The sequence below is a fragment of the Burkholderia sp. Tr-862 genome (assembly GCF_011753085.1).
In the GTDB taxonomy this organism is placed as follows: domain Bacteria; phylum Pseudomonadota; class Gammaproteobacteria; order Burkholderiales; family Burkholderiaceae; genus Burkholderia; species Burkholderia ambifaria.
Map to the genome: position 1 here is coordinate 22,542 of NZ_VWWG01000055.1, position 18,710 is coordinate 41,251.

The 18,710-nt window shown below is 68.6% G+C and carries 15 protein-coding genes; 2 read left to right on the forward strand and 13 right to left on the reverse strand.

Annotated features, from left to right (window positions below; genetic code table 11):
- Window positions 1–6: 6 nt before the first annotated feature.
- The 13 genes from F3J14_RS17060 to F3J14_RS17120 form a co-directional block, all read right to left on the reverse strand.
- On the reverse strand, window positions 7–1,194 hold the full coding sequence (locus tag F3J14_RS17060; protein WP_166723998.1) for a M20 aminoacylase family protein: 1,188 nt from the start codon (window positions 1,192–1,194) through the stop codon (window positions 7–9).
- Between the two features lie 31 nt (window positions 1,195–1,225).
- Window positions 1,226–2,695: an aldehyde dehydrogenase family protein gene (locus F3J14_RS17065; RefSeq protein ID WP_166723999.1), complete on the reverse strand. Its 1,470-nt coding sequence runs from the start codon at window positions 2,693–2,695 to the stop codon at window positions 1,226–1,228.
- Window positions 2,692–3,969 carry an FAD-binding oxidoreductase gene (locus tag F3J14_RS17070; protein ID WP_166724000.1) on the reverse strand — a complete coding sequence of 426 codons (1,278 nt, stop codon included), beginning with the start codon at window positions 3,967–3,969 and terminating at the stop codon, window positions 2,692–2,694. The genes F3J14_RS17065 and F3J14_RS17070 overlap by 4 nt, the downstream gene beginning before the upstream one ends.
- A 148-nt stretch (window positions 3,970–4,117) precedes the next feature.
- A complete protein-coding gene (locus F3J14_RS17075; RefSeq protein WP_166724001.1) occupies window positions 4,118–5,443 on the reverse strand; it encodes an FAD-binding oxidoreductase in 1,326 nt (441 codons plus the stop codon).
- Between the two features lie 2 nt (window positions 5,444–5,445).
- Entirely contained in the window at window positions 5,446–6,180 is a 735-nt protein-coding gene (locus F3J14_RS17080; protein WP_166724002.1) for a cupin domain-containing protein, read from the reverse strand.
- A 120-nt stretch (window positions 6,181–6,300) separates the two neighbouring features.
- Window positions 6,301–6,732 carry an AraC family transcriptional regulator gene (locus F3J14_RS17085; RefSeq protein WP_166724003.1) on the reverse strand — a complete coding sequence of 144 codons (432 nt, stop codon included), beginning with the start codon at window positions 6,730–6,732 and terminating at the stop codon, window positions 6,301–6,303.
- A 23-nt stretch (window positions 6,733–6,755) separates the two neighbouring features.
- The gene (locus tag F3J14_RS17090) at window positions 6,756–8,090 is read right to left on the reverse strand and encodes an FAD-binding oxidoreductase (protein ID WP_211080364.1); all 1,335 of its coding nucleotides are present in this window, start codon (window positions 8,088–8,090) and stop codon (window positions 6,756–6,758) included.
- 139 nt (window positions 8,091–8,229) lie between these two features.
- Window positions 8,230–10,110 carry an ABC transporter ATP-binding protein gene (locus F3J14_RS17095; RefSeq protein ID WP_166724005.1) on the reverse strand — a complete coding sequence of 627 codons (1,881 nt, stop codon included), beginning with the start codon at window positions 10,108–10,110 and terminating at the stop codon, window positions 8,230–8,232.
- Window positions 10,110–11,066 carry an ABC transporter permease gene (locus F3J14_RS17100; RefSeq protein WP_166724006.1) on the reverse strand — a complete coding sequence of 319 codons (957 nt, stop codon included), beginning with the start codon at window positions 11,064–11,066 and terminating at the stop codon, window positions 10,110–10,112. The genes F3J14_RS17095 and F3J14_RS17100 overlap by 1 nt, the downstream gene beginning before the upstream one ends.
- 30 nt (window positions 11,067–11,096) lie before the next feature.
- On the reverse strand, window positions 11,097–12,050 hold the full coding sequence (locus F3J14_RS17105; protein ID WP_166724007.1) for an ABC transporter permease: 954 nt from the start codon (window positions 12,048–12,050) through the stop codon (window positions 11,097–11,099).
- A 79-nt stretch (window positions 12,051–12,129) separates the two neighbouring features.
- The gene (locus F3J14_RS17110) at window positions 12,130–13,713 is read right to left on the reverse strand and encodes an ABC transporter substrate-binding protein (RefSeq protein ID WP_166724008.1); all 1,584 of its coding nucleotides are present in this window, start codon (window positions 13,711–13,713) and stop codon (window positions 12,130–12,132) included.
- A 693-nt stretch (window positions 13,714–14,406) separates the two neighbouring features.
- On the reverse strand, window positions 14,407–15,945 hold the full coding sequence (locus F3J14_RS17115) for a methyl-accepting chemotaxis protein (protein ID WP_166724009.1): 1,539 nt from the start codon (window positions 15,943–15,945) through the stop codon (window positions 14,407–14,409).
- A gap of 194 nt (window positions 15,946–16,139) precedes the next feature.
- On the reverse strand, window positions 16,140–16,808 hold the full coding sequence (locus F3J14_RS17120; RefSeq protein ID WP_069620089.1) for a haloacid dehalogenase type II: 669 nt from the start codon (window positions 16,806–16,808) through the stop codon (window positions 16,140–16,142).
- 464 nt (window positions 16,809–17,272) lie between these two features.
- Between F3J14_RS17120 and F3J14_RS17125 the strand changes: the two genes are divergently transcribed.
- On the forward strand, window positions 17,273–18,133 hold the full coding sequence (locus F3J14_RS17125) for a GNAT family N-acetyltransferase (RefSeq protein WP_166724010.1): 861 nt from the start codon (window positions 17,273–17,275) through the stop codon (window positions 18,131–18,133).
- A gap of 12 nt (window positions 18,134–18,145) precedes the next feature.
- Window positions 18,146–18,710: NAD(P)-dependent oxidoreductase (locus F3J14_RS17130; RefSeq protein ID WP_282100695.1), on the forward strand; the 565-nt coding region annotated here is incomplete at its 3' end.

Sequence of the window (18,710 nt, forward strand, 5' to 3'; positions counted from 1 at the left end):
ACGGCGTCACGGGAATCGCGCGAAATAATGCCGTGCCAGGGCGACCCAGTACCGGACGCCAGCCGGAATGATGTCGTCGTTGAAATCGTATTTCGGGTGATGCAACGCCGGCGACGCCGATCCGGCCGGCGCATTACCGATCAGCACGTACGCGCCGGGGCGCTCTTCGAGCATGAAGCCGAAGTCTTCGGACGTCATGTTCGGCGGCACGTCGGGATACAGGCGTTCGTCGCCGAAGGTGTCGCGAATCACCGCTTCGCACAGTGCCGTCTCGGCCGGCGTGTTGACCGTTGCCGGGTAGTACTGAAAGAACTCGACGTCGACCTGCGCGCCATAAGCCGCCGCCAGCCCTTCGCACATGAGCCGGACGTCACGCTGCAACTGTTGCTGCAACGCGGACGACAGCGTGCGAATCGTCCCGCGCAGCTCGGCCGTGTCCGGAATGACGTTGTCCGTCGTGCCCGCATGGAACATGCAGACGGAAATCACCGCCGGGTCGACGGGATCCTTGTGCCGCGCGGCGATCGTCTGGCACTGCAGCACCATCGAACACGCGAGCGGAACGGGATCGATGCCCAGGTGCGGCTGCGCCGCATGCGCGCCCTTGCCGGTGATCGTGATCCTGAACCGCGAGCCGGCGGCCATGATCGGGCCAGTGCGCAACCCGAAATGCCCGGCCGGCAAACCGGGCCAGTTGTGCATGCCGAATACCGCCTCCGTCGGGCATTGCTCGAACAGCCCGTCGTCGATCATCTTGCGCGCGCCCGCACCGCCCTCTTCCCCCGGCTGAAACACGAAATGGACGGTGCCCGGCAGCTGCGGCAACGCTTTCAGCACGCGCGCGGCGCCGAGCAACATCACGGTATGGCCGTCATGGCCGCACGCGTGCATGATCCCGTGCGTGCACGACGCATGCGCGAAGTCGTTGGCTTCGTGGATCGGCAACGCATCCAGATCGGCGCGCAGTACGATGCCGCGGTCCGGATCCGCGCCCGGCAGGCTCGCCACGACGCCTGTACCGCCGAGCCCGCGCGACACCGCATAGCCGAGCGCTTCGAGCTCGCGGGCGACGACGTCGGCCGTCCGGTGTTCTTCGAATCGCAGTTCGGGATGCGCATGCAGGTCGCGGCGCAGCTTCGCCCAGTGCGCGTGATGCGCTTGCAGCGACGTGTCGGGGATGACGGGGTTTTCCAATTTCGGCACCTTCGAAAAGTAGACGGCTGCGTCAGTCGTAAAAGCCGACGACGGACTTGATCTCCATATACTCCTCCATCCCTTCGATCCCGTACTCGCGACCGTTGCCCGACTGCTTGTAGCCGCCGAACGGCGCCTGCGGATCCCATGCCGGGTAGTTCAGATGCACCTGCCCCGAGCGGATGCGCGCGGCCACCGCACGTGCGCGTTCCTTGTCGGCACCCTGCACATGCGCGCCGAGCCCATAGACCGTGTCGTTCGCGATCGCGACGGCTTCGTCGACCGTATCGTAAGGAAGAATCGCAAGGACCGGACCGAAGATCTCCTGCTGCGCGATCGCCATGTCGGTGCGGACGTCGGAAAAGATCGTCGGCCGCGCATAGAAGCCGCGGTCGAATCCCGCGGGCCGTCCCGGGCCGCCGGCGATCAGCTTCGCCCGTTCGTCGATGCCCGCGTCGATCATCTGCGCGACGCGACCGAACTGCGCACGATTGGCGAGCGGCCCGTGCGTCGTCGCGTCGTCGAACGGATCGCCGACGATCAGCCGTTGCGCTGCCGCGATGGCCAGCTCCTCGACCGCGCCGAGCACGTCGCGCGGCACGATCATGCGGGTCGGCGCGCTGCACGATTGCCCCATGTTGCGGAACGCGGCGGCCACGCCCGGCCCGATGGCCTGCTGCAGGTCCGCGTCCGGCAACACGATGTTCGGCGATTTGCCGCCCAGCTCCTGCGCGACGCGCTTGACGGTCGGGGCCGCCGCCTGCGCCACGAGCACGCCGGCGCGCGTCGACCCGGTAATCGACACCATGTCGACCTCGGGGTGCGACGAAAGCGCGGCGCCCACCGCCTCGCCGCTGCCGCTCACCAGGTTGAACACGCCCGCGGGCACGCCCGCATCGGCGATCACTTCCGCGAACAGCAGCGCGCTGAGCGGCGACAGCTCGCTGGGTTTCAGCACCACCGTGCAGCCTGCGGCGAGCGCCGGGCCGACCTTCGCGGTGATCTGATAGATCGGCCAGTTCCATGGCGTGATCAGCGCGCAGACGCCGATCGGCTCGCGTACGACCGCGGTCGTCCCGCGCCGCGTGACGAACGGGTAGCGCGCGAGGTTGTCGCGTGCGACGCGAATATGTTCGGCCGCGAGCGGCACGTGCGCGCCGCGCGCATAGCCGATCGGCGCGCCCATCTCCAGCGCAAGCGCCGTGGCGAACCATTCCGCGCGCTCCAGCATCAAGGCATGCACGCGGTCGAGCAGCGCGGCGCGTTCTTGCGGCGAGGTCGCGGCCCAGCGTTCGAACGCGCGGCGCGCGGCCTGCACCGCGCGGTCGGCGTCGCGTGCATTGCCGAGCGGGATGTCGCACAGCGTGTCTTCGGTGGACGGGCAGACGACCGCGAATCGGTCACTGTCGTCGGGTAGAACCCAGTCGCCGTCGATGAAGAATCGATCCAGCCTCCCTGCTTCCATCAGGTGACGAACCGGTGAATTGACGGGTGAATTCATTGAAGGGTGTCCTTGAGTCGATACCATGCGCCGACGAACGGCAGAAACCACGGCTTGCCGAAGTGGCCGGAAATCGCGGGCCAGTCGAAGCTTTTCCACGGATTGAGATCGGCGCGTCCGTCCATGATCTCCGCCATCAGCGTGCCCATCAGCGTCGCCATGTGCGTGCCGTGGCCGCTATAGCCCATCGAGTAATACACGCCGTCGCGCTGGCCCGCCCGCGGCAGCCGGTTGGCCGTCATGTCGACCATCCCGCCCCAGCAGTAGTCGATGCGTACGTCGGCCAGCTCGGGAAACACGGCGGCCATCTGCTGCCGCAGGATCGCGCCGCTCTTTTCGTCGGAGCGCGGATTCGATGCGGCAAAACGCGCGCGCCCGCCGAACAGCATCCGATTGTCGGGCGTGACGCGAAAGAAATTCACGAAGTTCTTCGTGTCGGTGACCATCCGGCGCGTCGGCAGCAAGCGGTCGAGCAGGTCGTTCGGCAACGGCTCGGTGACGATGATGAACGCGCCGACCGGCACGATCCTGCGGCGAACCCAGCCGAACGGCCCGACCTGCGAAATGCCGCTCGCGAGCAGCACCTGGCGCGCGCGGATCTCGCCGAGCGGTGTTTGCACCGCGTACGCGCCGCCCGCTTGCCGCTTCAGGCCGAGCACCGGCGCATGCTCGAAAATATGCGCGCCGCGGGTTTGCGCGGCGCGCGCGAGGCCGCGCACATAACGGCCGACGTGCATCCCGGCGCTCTTGCCGAACAGCAGCCCGCCGTGATACCGGTTCGAGCCAATCTCGTCGCGCAGCTCCGCCTTCGTGACCAGGCGCGTGTCGGGGTCAACGCTCGCCGCGAGCAGGGCCTGACTTCGCGCGAGCTTGTCGTAATGCTCCGGCTTCGCCGCGAGCTTCAGCTTGCCCCAGCGCACGAAATCGCAATCGATCGACTCCTCCGTGACCAGCCGCTCGACCGTGTCGACGCCCGCATCGAACGCGAGATAGAGCCGGTTGGCCAGTTCCGTGCCGAGGCGCTGCGACAGCGACGCGTAATCCTGCGCGAAGCCGTTGTTGCACATGCCGCCGTTGCGTCCCGATGCCGCCTGCCCGACGGTGCCCGCCTCGCAGACGATCACGCGCGCGCCTTTCCTGGCCAGCGCCAGTGCGGCGGCCGAACCGGTGATGCCGCCGCCCACCACCACGACGTCGCAACTTCCGTCGGGCAACGCCGGCGAGCTGCTCGCGAATGGCTCCGACGTATCGAGCCAGTAGGAACTGAAACGCATCAAGCACTCCCAAGCTGTCCACCGCACCGCACCGCACCGCGCTGCCAGGCCGACCAACGTTCGCCGCACCGGTCCGGCCGCTCGTCCGCGATCCGGATCGAAGCGCCTCGTCGGTAGGCTGCGCCCGCATCAGCGCGACGGCCTTGCACTAGAAATCCGCGACCTTGCCCCATGCGGACTCGCTGAACCGGCCGGGCCGGTACGGCGCCGGGTCCACGAAAGGTTGCGCACCGGACGCCAGATCGGCGATCAGGTGCCCGGCGCCCGGGCCGATCCCGAAGCCGTGACCCGAAAAACCCGCCGCGAGGATCAGCCCCGGTACGCCCGGCACTTCGCCGATGCCCGGCACGCCGTCCGGCGTGCTGTCGACGAACCCAGCCCACGCGTGCGTGATCTTCGCTTCGCGCAGTTCGGGCAACAGTTCGGCCGCGCGGCGGTACGTTTCGGCGACCGTCGGCATGTCGGGCTTCGGATCGAGGATGCGTACGGCTTCCATCGGCGTCGGCGCGTCGAGGCGCCAGCGCTTCAACGTTTCATGGCCGCCGCGCACGCCTTCGAGGCCGCCCGGCAGCAGGTTGCGCCAGCGTTTCGCGAACATCGGCACGAATTGCGGCGCGAAGCGCAGGAACTGCGGCGTCAGGTCCACGCGCGCGCGGCCGCTGATCGCCAATGCGTAGCGTCCGTCGCTGCGGCGCGTGACGGACACGCCGGACGTGTACATCGCATCCGGCAGCGGCGTTTCGACGGGCGACACGCTCAGGATCGACTGACGGATCGACGCCTGCGGAAAGCGGATGCCGAGCTGGCGGCAGAACGACGACGCCCATGCGCCGCCGGCCATCACGACCGTTCGGGTCTTGATGACGCCGGCCTCGGTGACGACGCCCGCGACGCGGCCGCCTTCGAGTTCGATGCCGCGCGCCGCGCAGTGCTGGTGGACACTGCCGCCCAGCTTGATCAGCGCGGCGGCCACGGCCGGCGCGGCCTTGCCTGGATCGGCCGTGCCGTCGGTCGGCGAGAAAACACCGCCCTTCCACTGCCGCCCGGTGGCCCGTCCGCGTTCGGCGGCCTGCTTGCTGTCGAGCATGTACGTGGTCACGCCCGCGGTCTTCGCGAATTCGCCCCAGCTGGCCCAGCGGGACAGCTCGGCCTCGTCATTGCTGAGATACAGCAGCCCGCAGCGATGAAAGCCCGTGTCCTCGCCGGATTCGGCGGCGAATCGTTCCCACAGATCGATGCTCTTGCTTGCCATCGGCAATTCGCGCTCGTCGCGGTTCTGCTGCCGGCACCAGCCCCAGTTGCGGCTCGACTGCTCGGCGCCGATCCGCCCCTTCTCGACCAGCGCGACCGACACCCCGCGCCGGGCCAGGTAGTACGCGGTGAAGACGCCGATGATGCCGCCGCCGATCACGACGACGTCGGCCGAAGCCGGCAGCGTGGGCGAAGTTTCGATATGGCGCAGCGGAGGGGACATGCTCAGTCTCGTTCGGTAGAGGGTTTGACGTTCTGCATCACGTAGAACTTCGCCACGCGTTCGCTGCTTTCCCACCCGATCGACGCGCCGCACGGCACGAACAGCGCGTCGCCGGTACCGAGCGACTGCACGCTGCCGTCGGGCGCCGCGAACCGGACGCCGCCGTCCAGCAGGAACATGAACTCGTTCGCGCGATGCGGCCGGACGATCCGGTGATACGGCGTCGAATCCCACGTGCCCGCGCAGTACCCGGCGCCGTCGTCTGTGAACACGTTGTCGCTGCGGCATTGCGGCGCGGGGCCGAGCAGCACCTCGGCCGGCAGCGTGGCGGACGGCTTGAAGTCCGCGTCGGCGCGCAGCTCGAAGAGGCCGCGTTTCGTCGGTTGCGCGCACGCTGCCGCGCAGAACGTCAGCAGCACCGGCGATTGCGCGGCGATGCGCAGTTCGGTGCCGCCGCCGATGACGGCGCCTTGCCCCGGGCCGAGCACCAGCGGCGCGGCCCCGGCCGCTTCGAGCGTCAGCTCGCCTTGGACGACGACGACGGTTTCGATGTGCGGAAAGCTCGACACGTCCAGTTCGCCGACGAAAACGATCCGCCCCGCGGCCATCGCGTCGGGGCCTTCCCACGCAATCTCACGATGCGACGCGAAAGGATCGCTCGCGCCGAACGCCTGCTTGCGGAATGCGGTGGAAGACGGTGCGCCGTCGGCCCGGTGCAACACGAAAACTGCGGTCATTTCTGCTCCTGTGCAGTGCGCGGCGGACTGGTTCAAAAGCCGTCACGCGATATCGGAAATCGTCGTTCGCCGGCTCTTCTGCCGGACATCCTCAGCGGGGCATGTCGTCCATGCGTGCGCTTACGCCGCGTGACACGACGCTTCGCGGCGTTCGGCGTGCAGGCGCGTCGATGGCGTTCGCACCGGCGCGCCGCCCGTTCGGGCGACCACGTAATCGCGCGGCGTGATCCCGAGCACGCGCCGGAAATGCCGGCACAGGTGGCTCTGATCGAAGAAGCCGACGTCGGTCGCGACGACCGACGGTGCGAGACCGGCGCGCAACAGGTCCTGCGCCCGCCGTATCCGCACGAGACACAGATACCGGTGCGGCGACAGCCCGGTTTCGCTGCGAAAACGCGCGGTGAAACGCGACACGCTCAACCCGGCCACCGCTGCGAGCGTATCGAGGTTCAGCGGCTGCGCGAACGATGCGTCGATCGTGCGCAGCACGTCGCCGATCGCCGGCGAGACGGGCCGCGCGACACGCGGCGAGCCAACGAATTGCACTGTCATGTCGAATTCTCCCGGCGCTCGCTTCAATGCAGGAAATCCTGCATCCGGTAATACGCGCCGACGAGCGGCAAGAACCACGCGTGCCCGAAATGGCCCGGTATCGCCGGCCATTCGAGCTCGCGCCACGGGTTCGACGCGGCCGCGCCATACAGCACGTCGGCCATCACGCGGCCCATGTGCACCGACATCTGCACGCCGTGGCCGCTGTAGCCCATCGAGTAATAGAGGCCGTCGTGCTGGCCCGCGCGCGGCAGCCGGTCGGCGGTGATGTCGACGAGGCCGCCCCAGCAGTAGTCGAGCCGCACGCCGGCCAGTTCCGGGAAGTAGCCGGCCATGCCGGCACGCAGGACGTCGCCGCTCTTCGCGTCGGAGCGCGGGCTCGACATCGCGAAGCGCGCGCGGCCGCCGAACAGCAGCCGGTTGTCGGGCGTCACGCGGAAGTAGTTGCCGATCTGGCGCGACGTCACGTATGCGCGGCGATGCGGAAACAGCCGGTTCAACTGCGCGTCGGGCAGCGGCTCGGTCACGACGATGAAACTGCCGACCGGCGCGATGCGTCGCCGGAACCACGCGAACGGCCCGTGCTGCGATGCGCCGGTCGCGACCAGCACGCGGTCGGCGACGATCGTGCCGCGGGCGCAGGTGATCCGGTGGCGCTCGCCGTCGAGCCGGTCGAGCTGCGTGACGGCCGCGTGCTCGTACACGCGTGCGCCGGCCCGCACGGCCGCTTGCGCGAGCCCGACGCCGAACTTGCCCATGTGCATCTGCGCGCCGTTGCGCTGCAGGAGCCCGCCGTAAAAACCGTCGGACGCGATTTCATCGCGGATCCGCGACGGCTCAATCAGCTCGATGTCCGGATCGACGTCGCGCCGCAACGCGTCGAAGGTCTTTTCGAGCCCCGCGAAGTGCTGCGGCTTCGCGGCGAGCTTGAGCTTGCCGGCGCGCCGGAAATCGCAATCGATCGCCTGTTCGGTCACGATCGTCTCGACGCTCTTCACCGCGCTTTCGTATGCGCGATAGAACTGCTTCGCCTGCGCGGCGCCGATGCGCGCGGCCAGCGACGCGTAGTCCTGCGCGACGCCCGTATTGCACTGGCCGCCGTTGCGGCCCGACGCTTCGCCCGCGACCTGCGCGGCTTCGAGCACGACCACCGAGACGCCGCGCTGCGCGAGCGCGAGCGCTGCCGACAAGCCGGTGAAACCGCCGCCGATCACCACGACGTCGGCCCGCCCTTCGACGGGGCCAACGCTTCCGGCGCGAAACGCGGGACGGGTATCCAGCCAGTACGATTCCAGTTTCATTGGATCCTTCTTTTGCATGCCGGCAACGACGATCGGCGACCGTTCAATGAGAATCATTTAATCACCGTCAAAAACCGCAGTTGCCGCGTATTCGCGCGCGGCACGCATACAAATCGCCGTTTTACGCGACCGCCGCAGCAGACTATGCGGCGGGCCGTTCACCGCACCGCGCGATGAACGGTTCGCGCGCCACGCACTACAGCTGCACCGGCGTGACGCCAGCGGGAATCGGCTCCGCCTGGAAGCGCGCGAGATCCTCCTCGCTGCGATGGCACAGCACCTGCGCGCCGTTCCCGAGCGTGCGCAGCGGCGGGGCCGTCCGGTTGCACACGCCGTCCACGCGCATCGCGCAGCGCGACAGGAACGGACACAGCTCGGCCTCGTTCTCGCGCTCGCCGATCGGCACCAGCGGCCGATGGCAACGCTCGGCCGCATCGTCGAGCCAGCCCGCGCGCAACTCCGGCGCGGACGACACAAGCAAGTGCGAATACGGGTGATAAGGCGGCGCGCACAGCGCGTCGCGGCTGCCCGTCTCCACGCGGCGGCCCGCATACAGCACGACGATGTCGTCGCTGATCGCGCGCACCTTCGCGATGTCGTGCGTGATGAACACGTACGACACGCCGAGCTTCGCCTGCAGGTCGCGCAGCAGCTCGATGATCGCGGCGCCGACCACGGTGTCGAGCGCCGACGTGACCTCGTCGCACAGGATCAGGTCGGGCTCGGCCGCGAGCGCGCGCGCGAGGTTCACGCGCTGCTTCTGCCCGCCCGACAGCTCGCCGGTACGCCGCGCGGCGACCGCCGGCGGCAACCGCACGAGTTCGAGCAGCTCCGCGACGCGCCGGCGTGCACGCGCGCCCTTGATCCCGTGGTAGAACGCGAGCGGCCGCGCGAGCGTGCGCTCGACGGTATGCACCGGGTTGAGCGCGGTATCGGCGTTCTGGAACACGATCTGCACGCGGCGGTGCTGCTCCTTCGTCCGTTTGACGATATCGCGCGCGAGCGGCTCGCCGTCGAGCAGGATCGCGCCGCCGGTCGCCGGCACGAGGCCCGCGATCACCTTCGCGAGCGTCGTCTTGCCGGAACCCGATTCGCCGATCACGCCGACCGTCTGCCCGCGCCCGATGCGCAGGTCGACTTCGTGCAGGATCACCTTCGCGGGCCAGCCGTTCGCGGTGCGCCCGCCATAGCCCGCGATCGCGCCGCGCACGTCGAGCAGCGGCGCCGGCGCAGCCGGCTCCTGTGCTTGTGCTTGCGCCTGCGCGTCGCGTTGGGCATCGTTCGGCGTGACCGCCGCGATCAGGCTCTGCGTGTACGGGTGCGTCGGCGCATGCAGGATCTGTTCGGTGTCGCCCGCCTCGCGGATCACGCCGTCGCTCAGCACGACGATCCGGTCGGCCATCTGCGCGACCACGGCCAGGTCGTGCGACACGTACACCGCACTCATCCCGTAGCGCCGGATCACGTTCTTGAACGCCTGCAGCACGTCGATCTGCGTGGTCACGTCGAGCGCGGTGGTCGGTTCGTCGAGGATCACCAGCTCGGGATCGGTGATCAACGCCATCGCGGCCATCAGCCGCTGCAGTTGACCGCCCGAAACCTGGTGCGGATAGCGCTTGCCGATCGTCTCCGGCTCCGGCAGCGCGAGCGCGCGAAACAGCTCGATCGCCTTCGCCTGCGCGTCGCGCTTCGTCATCGTCTTGTGGATCAGCGCGCCCTCGATCACCTGGTCGAGAATCGTGCGCGACGGGTTGAACGCGGCGGCCGCGCTCTGCGCGATATACGCGACCTTGCGGCCGCGCAGCGCGGTCAGCGCCGCGGCGGAAAGCGTGCACACGTCGGTGCCGTCGAGCTTCACCGAGCCGCCGGCGATCCGGCATCCGGTGCGCGCATGGCCCATCAGCGACAACGCGATCGTCGTCTTGCCGGAGCCCGATTCGCCGATCAGCGCGAGCACCTCGCCGCGCCCGATCTCGAAGTCGACGCCGTGGACGATCGTCGTTTCCTCGCCGCCCGGCCGGCCGCCGACCACGCGCAGCCCGCGCACCTCGACGAGCGGGTTCGATTCGTGTCGCATCAGTGTCCTCCGGCGGCGCCGGCCGCGCCCTTGCGGCGGCCGCGATGCGGCAGACCGTCGATCATCAGGTTGACGCCCACCGTCAGGATCGCGATCGCGACCGCGGGCATGATCGCGACGGCCGAGCCGTCGCCGAGGCTCGCGATGTTCTCGCGCACGAGCGAGCCGAGGTCCGCATACGGCGGCTGCACGCCGAGCCCGAGAAAGCTCAGGCCGCTCAGCAGCAGCACGACGAACGTGAAGCGCAGCCCGGTGTCCGCCAGCATCGGGTGGATCATGTTCGGCAGCATCTCGACGCACGCGATGTACAGCGCGCTTTCGCCGCGCGCCTTGGCCACCTGCACGAATTCGAGCGTGCTGATGTTGACGGCCAGCGCGCGCGCGATCCGGTACGAGCCGGGCATGTAGCTGATCGCGGCGGTGAGCACCAGCAGCGGCAGCGACGAGCCGAACGCGGCGACGAGCATCAGCGCGAACATCTTCGACGGAATCGACGTGAGCGCATCGAGCAGCCGGCTCATCGTCTCGTCGACCGCGCGGCCCGACACGGTCGCGAGCAGCCCGAGCGTCGTACCGGTCACCGCGGCGAGCAGCACCGCGGCCAGCGCGAGCAGCACGGTCAGCCGCGTGCCGTACAGGATCCGGCTCAGCATGTCGCGGCCGAGGAAGTCGGAACCGAACGGCAGCTTCGCGCTGAACGAGGCGAACACGTCGGGCGTGACGATCGCGCCGACGTCATGCGGCGCGATCAGCGGCCCGAACACCGCGATGAACAGCATCAGGCCGACCATCGACAGGCCGACGCGGCCGCCGGCGGTCAAGGCGATGCGCGCGGCGCGGCGCTTGCGCGGCTGGTCGGGGGCAGGCGCGGCAGGCGGCACGCTGCCCCGCCCCACGGGCGGGTCGCCGGATGGCGGCAGCGCGCTGCTGCGTTGTACGGGTTCGATCGGTTGCATGGGCGGCATCTCGGAAGGAAGACGAAACACTCAGGTGCGCAGTCGCGGGTTCGACACGATCGAGCACAGGTCGGCGAACAGCACGAGTGTCAGGTAAGCGACGCAGAAGATCAGCGTGCACGCCTGGACCAACGGGAAATCGCGGTTGCTGACGGCGTCGACCATCAGGCTCGCCAGGCCCGGATAGTTGAAGATCGTCTCGACGACGATCACGCCGCCGAGCAGATACGACAGGCTCAGCGCGATCGCATTGGCGATCGGGCCGATCGCGTTCGGCAACGCATGGCGCAGCACGACGCGCGCGGGGCTCGCGCCCTTGAGCACGGCCATCTCGACGTACGACGCGCTCAACTGCTCGATCACCGCGGCGCGCGTCATCCGCGCCATTTGCGCGATCACGACCGCGCACAGCGTCAGCACCGGCATCGCGTACGCGCGCAGGAAGTCGTGCAGGCTTTCGATCGGGCCGCTGTACGACAGCGCGGACAGCCAGTGCAGCTTCACGGCCAGCACGAGCACCGCGACCGTTGCGATCAGGAATTCCGGCGTCGCGACGAGCGACAGTGTGCCGAGGCTGATCACGCGGTCGATCACCGACTCGCGCTTGACTGCCGCGAGGATGCCGAGCAGCAGCGCGATCGGCACCGACACGGCGGTCGTGATCGCCGCCAGCGTGAGCGACTTCGGCAGGCGCCCGCCGATCAGCTCCGACACCGGCATGTCGCCGGAAAACGACCGGCCGAAGTCGCCGTGCAGCAGGCCGGTGAGCCAGTGCACGTAACGCACGTGCGCCGGCATGTCGAGGCCGAACTGCTGGCGCAGCGCGGCGACCGTCTCCGGCGTCGCCGACTGGCCGAGCGCGGCCTGCGCGGCGTCGCCCGGCAGCAGGTTCGTGATCGTGAAGATGATCGCGGACACGATCAGCAGCGTCAGCGCGGTGACCGCGATGCGCCGGCCGATCAGGCCGATGAGAATTCGGTTCATGGAGCGGCACTCCCGAAAAAACCGCGCGTGGCCGGCGCGGTGGTCCGCACCGGCCGCGCGACGGCGGCCAGCCACAACGTCATGCGTTCCACCACACGTTCTCGGCGAACGTGAAGCCCATCATCGGCCCGGTGGGGATCGAGCCGAGGCCCGCGAGCCGCTTGTCGTAGCCGTCGAGGAAGCTGATGAACGCCGGAATGCCGACCCGGCCCTGCTGCGCCACGATCACCTGCATGTCGCCGTACATCTGCTTGCGCTTCGCGTCGTCGGTTTCCGAACGCGCGGCGAGCAGCAGCTGGTCGAACTTCGCGTTCTTCCAGCCCGACTCGTTCCACGGCGCATCCGACTTGAAGAACTGCGTGAACAGCACGTCGGCGCTCGAGCGCGGGTTGATGTTGCCGAAGGTGAGCGGGTGCTTCATCCAGTGGTTCGACCAGTAGCCGTCGGGCGACGCGCGGTTGACCTGCACGTTCAGCCCGATCTTCTGGCCGGCCTGCTGCAGCAGCACGGCCATTTCGATCGACCCGTTCGCGTCGGACGTCGCATAGATCGGCGGCAACGTGGCGCCGAGCGCGCCCGCCTTCTGGAACAGGAACTTCGCCTTGTCCGGATCGTGCGCCCGCTGCGGCAGCGACGCGTTGAAGTAGCGGTGTCCCGGCGGAATCGGCTGGTCGTTGCCGATCACCGAGTAGCCGCGGAACACCGCCGTGCGGAGCTGCTCGCGATCGAACAGGTACTTCATCCCTTCGACGAAATCGGGACTCGAGACGATCGGGTTGTCGCTGCGCATGATCAGGTCGGTATAGAGGCCCGACTTGGTTTCCTTCAGCGCGTAGCCCGGCGTCGACGAGACCCGCTGCGTCGAGCGCGGATCGATCGCGTTGATCAGGTGCACGTCGCCCGACAGCAGCGCGTTCAGGCGCGCGGCGCTGTCGCTGATGCCGATCAGCTCGATCTCGTCGACATACGGCCTGCCCGGCTTGAAGTAGCTGTCGTTGCGCACGCCGACGGTCGACACGCCCGGCTTGAACGACTTCAGCTTGTATGGGCCGCAGCCGATGCCGGTCGAGAAGTCGGTCGTGCCGTCCTTGACGATCACGAGCTGCGGCGTCGCGAGGATCACCGGCAGGTCCGCGTTCGCGCTGGCGAGCGTGAGCGTGACTTCGTCCGGGCCGCTCGCCTTCGCGTCCGCGAACTGTTCGGCAAGCGTCTTGACCTTCGACGCGGTGGCCGCGTTCTTGTGGCGCATCAGCGAAAACACCACGTCGGCCGGGCCGACCGGCTTGCCGTCGTGGAACGTGACGCCCTTGCGCAGCTTGATGATCCAGGTCTTCGCATCGGTCGTCTGCAGCGACTCGGCGAGGTTCATCTGCGGCGTCAGGCTCGCATCGAGCTGCGTGAGGCCGCTGTAGAACATGAAGAAGCGCGTGTAGTCCGCGCCCGTCGAGCCCTTGGCCGGGTCGAGCGTATCGGCCGTCGAGCCGGCTTCGTTCGCGACCCGGATCTTGCCGCCGCGCTTCGGCGCGGGCGCGGCGAATGCAGAGCCGGGGGTCATCAGCAGTCCGCCGGCGCCGGCGGCCATCATGCCGCTCGCCGCCATGACCTTCATCATGTCGCGGCGCGTGAAGCCGCCCTTGCCGCCGTTGTCGATATCGTCGCTCATCCGAACTGCTCCTGACTGTGGAAAGTGGGGTCCTGGGTCCAGCGTGGTTCTCGAATCCCGCCGCGCCCGCTTGCTGGTGGCGGGCGCAACGTCGTACACATGCAATTCATTTAAGCATCGCCAAAATGCGGTTTGTCGCGATTCGGGCCGCCCGCACGATACGAATCGACCGTTTTGAGCCGCCCGCGCAGCATGAATTGCTGCGTGCACGCACGTGTCGCCGTTGGCCCGGCGGCGTGTCGCGGTGGTTACCGAACCCGTGTCGATGCAGGAAATCGTAAGGCCGCGGCCGCCGCAGATTGCGCCGACAAAATTGCCCGTTCGGCATCCGGCGCGCGTTTGGCTCACGCAAACCGCACGTTTGTGTCGAATTCGTGCGCGCCTGCCCACGACGGCCGAAACGAGCGGCAGGTTGCGGCAGATCGCCGCATGACGGGCGTCGACGGTGGGAATCGCGACGGGACGTCCCGCAGGAAAGTTCAGAAGAATGCCGCTCGATCGGAACGGCTTTGGGGGAAAACGGGAGGAATGACGGGACTGCCCGGAAACCGGGCCCGTGCAGCCGTCAGGAACCGCGCCGCCATGCGGCGACGCGTCCATCACCGGCATGTCGGCGCGCACGCCGGGCGTGTGCCGGCGCGGCGCACAGAAGGCAGGATGATGCGCCGGCCGCGGACGGACGGCGCGAAGCCGTCACGCAGCGAGCCGGAATACCGATACGGCGGCCCGCAGGCGCGCCGCCTGCTCGTCCAGCGAGGATGCGGCCGCAGCCGCCTGCTCGACGAGCGCGGCGTTCTGCTGGGTGACTTCGTCCATTTGCGCGACCGCCAGCCCGATCTGTTCGATGCCGGTGCTTTGCTCGGCCGATGCCGCCGAAATCTCGCCCATGATGTCGGCCACCCGGTCGATCGACCGGACGATCTCCGTCATGCGCGCGCCGGCCGTCTCGACGAGCCGGCTGCCGCTGCCGGCCCGCTCGACCGACGCGTCGATCAATCCCTTGATGTCCTTCGCGGCCGCGGCGCTGCGTTGCGCGAGCGAGCGGACTTCCGACGCGACGACGGCGAACCCGCGCCCCTCCTCGCCGGCCCGCGCGGCTTCCACCGCAGCGTTGAGCGCGAGAATGTTGGTCTGGAATGCAATGCTTTCGATGACGACGGTAATGTCGGCGATCCGCACCGATCCGTCCGAAATCTGCCGCATCGTTTCGACGACCGCCTGCACGGCGGCGCCGCCGAGTTCGGTCGCATCCTTCGCCTGGGCCACGAGCGCATTCGCCTGGCGTGCGTTGTCGGCGTTCTGTTTGACCGTGGACGTGATCTGCTCCATGCTCGCGGCCGTTTCCTGCAGCGACGCGGCCTGCTGCTCCGTGCGCTGCGACAGATCCAGGTTGCCTTGCGCGATCTCGCCGGTGCCGGTGGCGATCGAGTGGGTCGTGGTCTGGATCTCGGCGATGGTGTCGGTCAGCCGCGCCTTCATGTCGCCCAGCGCGACGAGCAGGCTGCCGGGCGCGGCGTGCGCCGTATCGAACTGCACGTCCAGTTCGCCGGCGGCGATGCGGGCGGCGATCTGCGTCGCATGCGCGGGCTCGCCGCCCAGCGTGCGCCTGACACTGCGCAGCACGCCCCATGCGATGGCCGCGAGCGCCGCGGCGATGACAAGCGCGACGGCACCGAGCACCATCGCGAGCCGGGCAAACGCCGCATTGATGTCGTCGTAGAAAAATCCCGTGCCGATCCACCAGTCCCAGTCCGGAATCGCGACCACGCCCTGCAGCTTCGGCTCAAGGTCCGCGTCGGGGCTGCGCTTGATCAGCACGTCGACGAGCGCGAAATGCGACTGCGCCATGCCCGCGCGGTACGCCTCGCTGTCGGTCAGGCCGCTGGTCGTGCGGTTGCCTTTCGCGCGCGTGCCGATGAACTTCGCGTTCGGGTGGACGAGATTGACGCCGTCGGCCGTCGTGACCCAGAAGTAGCTCTTCGAATTCGCGTTGAGCGCCGCCAGCGCGGCCTTGGCCTGCTGCTGCGCCTGCTCCTGCGTGAGCGTGCCGCTCGTCTGCATCGCGCGATACGAATCGACCAGATGCTCGGCCTTGGTCAGCAGAATGACGATCTCTTCGCTGCGGCTGTCGATCAGCGCGTCGCGCAGCGTGTGCAGCGACAACGCGGCGAGCAGGACGACGCCGAGCAGCGCCGCGGCGACGAGCATCAGCAGTTTGGTGGACAACTTCATGCGGGGGCCTCGAAATATTAACCGTTCGGTACATATATCGGCCCGGGCGGCCCCGCCTTGAACGACTCGATATCGGTAATTACCCTCGTTTCGTACGCTGATCGAACGCGCGACGGGACGCGACGGGCTCCGACGGCATCGCGGTCAAGTCCCGTCCCGTCGCGCCGATCGATGAATCGGCCGGCGCAGCCGACTTACAGCCCGAGCTGCGTCGCCAGTTGGCCGATGTCCGACACTTCGTAATAGTTGTAGAACGGCGTGCCCGGCTCGTGGCCGCGGTTCACGAACGCCTTGTGCTTGATCCCGAGATCCTCGGCCGTCATCAGGTCGTAGCGCAGGCTCGACGACACGTGCAGCACGTCCTCGGGCTTGCAGCCGAGCTTGTCGAACATGTATTCGAAGCCCTGCATCCGCGGCTTGTACGATTGCGCCTGCTGTGCGGTGAACACCGCATGGAACGGCGCGCCGAGCTTGTCGACGTTGCTCATGATCTGGTCGTCCATCGCGTTCGACAGGATCACGAGCTTGTACTTCGACGCCAGCCGCGACAGGCCGGCCGGCACGTCCGGATGCGGGCCCCAGGTCGGCACCGCGTGATAGAACAGCTCGGCCTCGGCTTCGTCGAACTTCACGCCGAGCCGCGCGCAGGTGCGACGGACCGCGTTGACGACGACGTCACGGTACGGCTTCCACGCACCGAGCACCTCGTCGAGCCGATAGGCGGCGAACGCGCGCACGAAGGCCTCCATCGTGGCCGGTGACAACCGATCCGCATAGATTTCGCGCGCCGTCTCGGCCATCCGGAAATGGGTCAGCGTGCCGTAGCAGTCGAAGGTGATGTACTTCGGTTCAAACTGGATCATGGTCAGGTCCTGTCGGTGTGAAGCCCCGGCAGGGCCGGGGATGGGCTGGGTTTGACGAAATTGAATCAGGGCAAAAAGTCGTTCGCGCATCGTTCGGCGCCGCTCAAAACGCAGAATCGCCGCGTGTTGCCCGGCACATGCAGCACGATCTGCGGCGCGATCGCGCGCGGCGGGGCCGGCCGGTGGGCGCCGTGCTGCCGCAGCGGGCTCGCCTACCGGTGCGGCCCTCCGGCAGGCGGCAGCGCCGTCCAGTGCATCTATCGTAGTGGCGTTTCCACAGCAGGAGTGGTGGGATTGATCGGCCGCGCTGGCACGATCAGCGCGTTCGTCCGCGTCGATCGAACGGGTTTGCGTCGATCTCGCGGGCGCGTCCGTCACCGCCGGAAAACAGGCGAATCGTCCTATCCGCGCCCGTGGGTCGCTGGCAGAGTCGATAGGTCATTTCTACCCATCCGGAGTCCGGCGTGTCCGACCTCAATTCTTCCCGCACGCTTACCTATCGCCCGTTCGCCGAAACCGACCTGCCCGCCGCCCATCGGCTGTCGGAGGCGGTCAAGTGGCCGCACCGGCTCGAGGACTGGCGCTTCGTGCTCCAGCTCGGCGGCGGCATCGTGGCCGAAGACGAGACCGGCGTCGTGGGGACCGCGCTGGGCTGGCGCCTCGGCGAATCGCACGCGGCGCTCGGCATGGTGATCGTGTCGCCCGAGCGCGCGGGCGGCGGCATCGAGCGCGAGCTCCTCGCCCGCGCGCTCGACGGCTTCGGCACACGAACCGTCTTTCTGCATGCGACGCCGGGACGCGAGCCGCTGTACGCGGCGTTCGGCTTCGAGCCGATCGATACGATCGACCAGCATCAGGGCGCGGCATTCCGGCCGCCGCTGATCTCGCTGCCGCCCGGCGAGCGCCTGCGCCCGCTCGGCACCAACGACGGGCCGCGCCTCGCCGCGCTCGCGTCGCGCGCGGCGGGCTACGAACGGAGCGCGGTGACCGATGCGCTGCTCGACGTCGCGAACGGCATCGCGCTCGATCGCGACGGCGAGTTGCTCGGCTTCGCGCTGTTCCGCCGTTTCGGCCCCGGCCACGTGGTCGGCCCGGTGATCGCGCCGGATGCGCTGCGCGCGCAGGCGCTGATCAGCCACTGGCTCGCGTTGAACGAGGGGATGTTCGTGCGGCTCGACTTGCCCAGCGACAGCGGGCTGTCCGACTGGCTGGAGGGGCTCGGGCTGCCGCGCGTCGATACCGTCGTCGCGATGGCGCGCGGCGCCACGCCTGCGCGCGACCCGGCGCTGCGTGCGTTCGCGATCGTGAGCCAGGCACTCGGCTGAAGGACACCGACGATGAGCTTCCTGTACAAGGCCGACCCGGTGCGCGGCGCGCAGTGGGCAGCGCGCTTCGCGCAACAGGCGCCCGATCTGCCGTTCCGGATCTGGCCGGACCTCGGCGACGCCGAATCCGTCCGCTATCTCGCCGCGTGGCAACCACCGGACGACCCGGTCGCACTGCTGCCCAACCTCGAGGTCGTGTTTTCGGTCGGCGCCGGCATCGATCAGTTCGACCTGTCGCGCGTGCCGGCACACATTCCGGTCGTGCGGATGATCGAGCCGGGCATCGTCGAAGGGATGGTCGAGTACGTGACGCAGGCGGTGCTGACGATCCACCGCGACCTGTTCGACTATGCGGCGCAACAGCGCGTCCAGGCATGGTGCGAGAAGCCGGTGCGCGCGGCCGCGTCGCGGCGCATCGGCGTGCTCGGGCTCGGCACGCTCGGCCAGGCCGTGCTCGATACGCTGCGGCGCTTCGGCTTCCCGTGCGCCGGCTGGAGCCGCACGCCGCGCACGCTCGACGGCGTCGACTGCTACGCGGGCGACGCGGCGCTCGACGCGTTCCTCGCCCGCACCAGAC

Bases quoted from the DNA above. Each gene is read 5' to 3' on its own strand.
- F3J14_RS17065 (WP_166723999.1), bottom strand. From the start codon at position 2,695: ATGAATTCACCCGTCAATTCACCGGTTCGTCACCTGATGGAAGCAGGG.
- F3J14_RS17070 (WP_166724000.1), bottom strand. From the start codon at position 3,969: ATGCGTTTCAGTTCCTACTGGCTCGATACGTCGGAGCCATTCGCGAGC.
- F3J14_RS17075 (WP_166724001.1), bottom strand. From the start codon at position 5,443: ATGTCCCCTCCGCTGCGCCATATCGAAACTTCGCCCACGCTGCCGGCT.
- F3J14_RS17080 (WP_166724002.1), bottom strand. From the start codon at position 6,180: ATGACCGCAGTTTTCGTGTTGCACCGGGCCGACGGCGCACCGTCTTCC.
- F3J14_RS17085 (WP_166724003.1), bottom strand. From the start codon at position 6,732: ATGACAGTGCAATTCGTTGGCTCGCCGCGTGTCGCGCGGCCCGTCTCG.
- F3J14_RS17090 (WP_211080364.1), bottom strand. From the start codon at position 8,090: ATGATTCTCATTGAACGGTCGCCGATCGTCGTTGCCGGCATGCAAAAG.
- F3J14_RS17095 (WP_166724005.1), bottom strand. From the start codon at position 10,110: ATGCGACACGAATCGAACCCGCTCGTCGAGGTGCGCGGGCTGCGCGTG.
- F3J14_RS17100 (WP_166724006.1), bottom strand. From the start codon at position 11,066: ATGCAACCGATCGAACCCGTACAACGCAGCAGCGCGCTGCCGCCATCC.
- F3J14_RS17105 (WP_166724007.1), bottom strand. From the start codon at position 12,050: ATGAACCGAATTCTCATCGGCCTGATCGGCCGGCGCATCGCGGTCACC.
- F3J14_RS17110 (WP_166724008.1), bottom strand. From the start codon at position 13,713: ATGAGCGACGATATCGACAACGGCGGCAAGGGCGGCTTCACGCGCCGC.
- F3J14_RS17115 (WP_166724009.1), bottom strand. From the start codon at position 15,945: ATGAAGTTGTCCACCAAACTGCTGATGCTCGTCGCCGCGGCGCTGCTC.
- F3J14_RS17120 (WP_069620089.1), bottom strand. From the start codon at position 16,808: ATGATCCAGTTTGAACCGAAGTACATCACCTTCGACTGCTACGGCACG.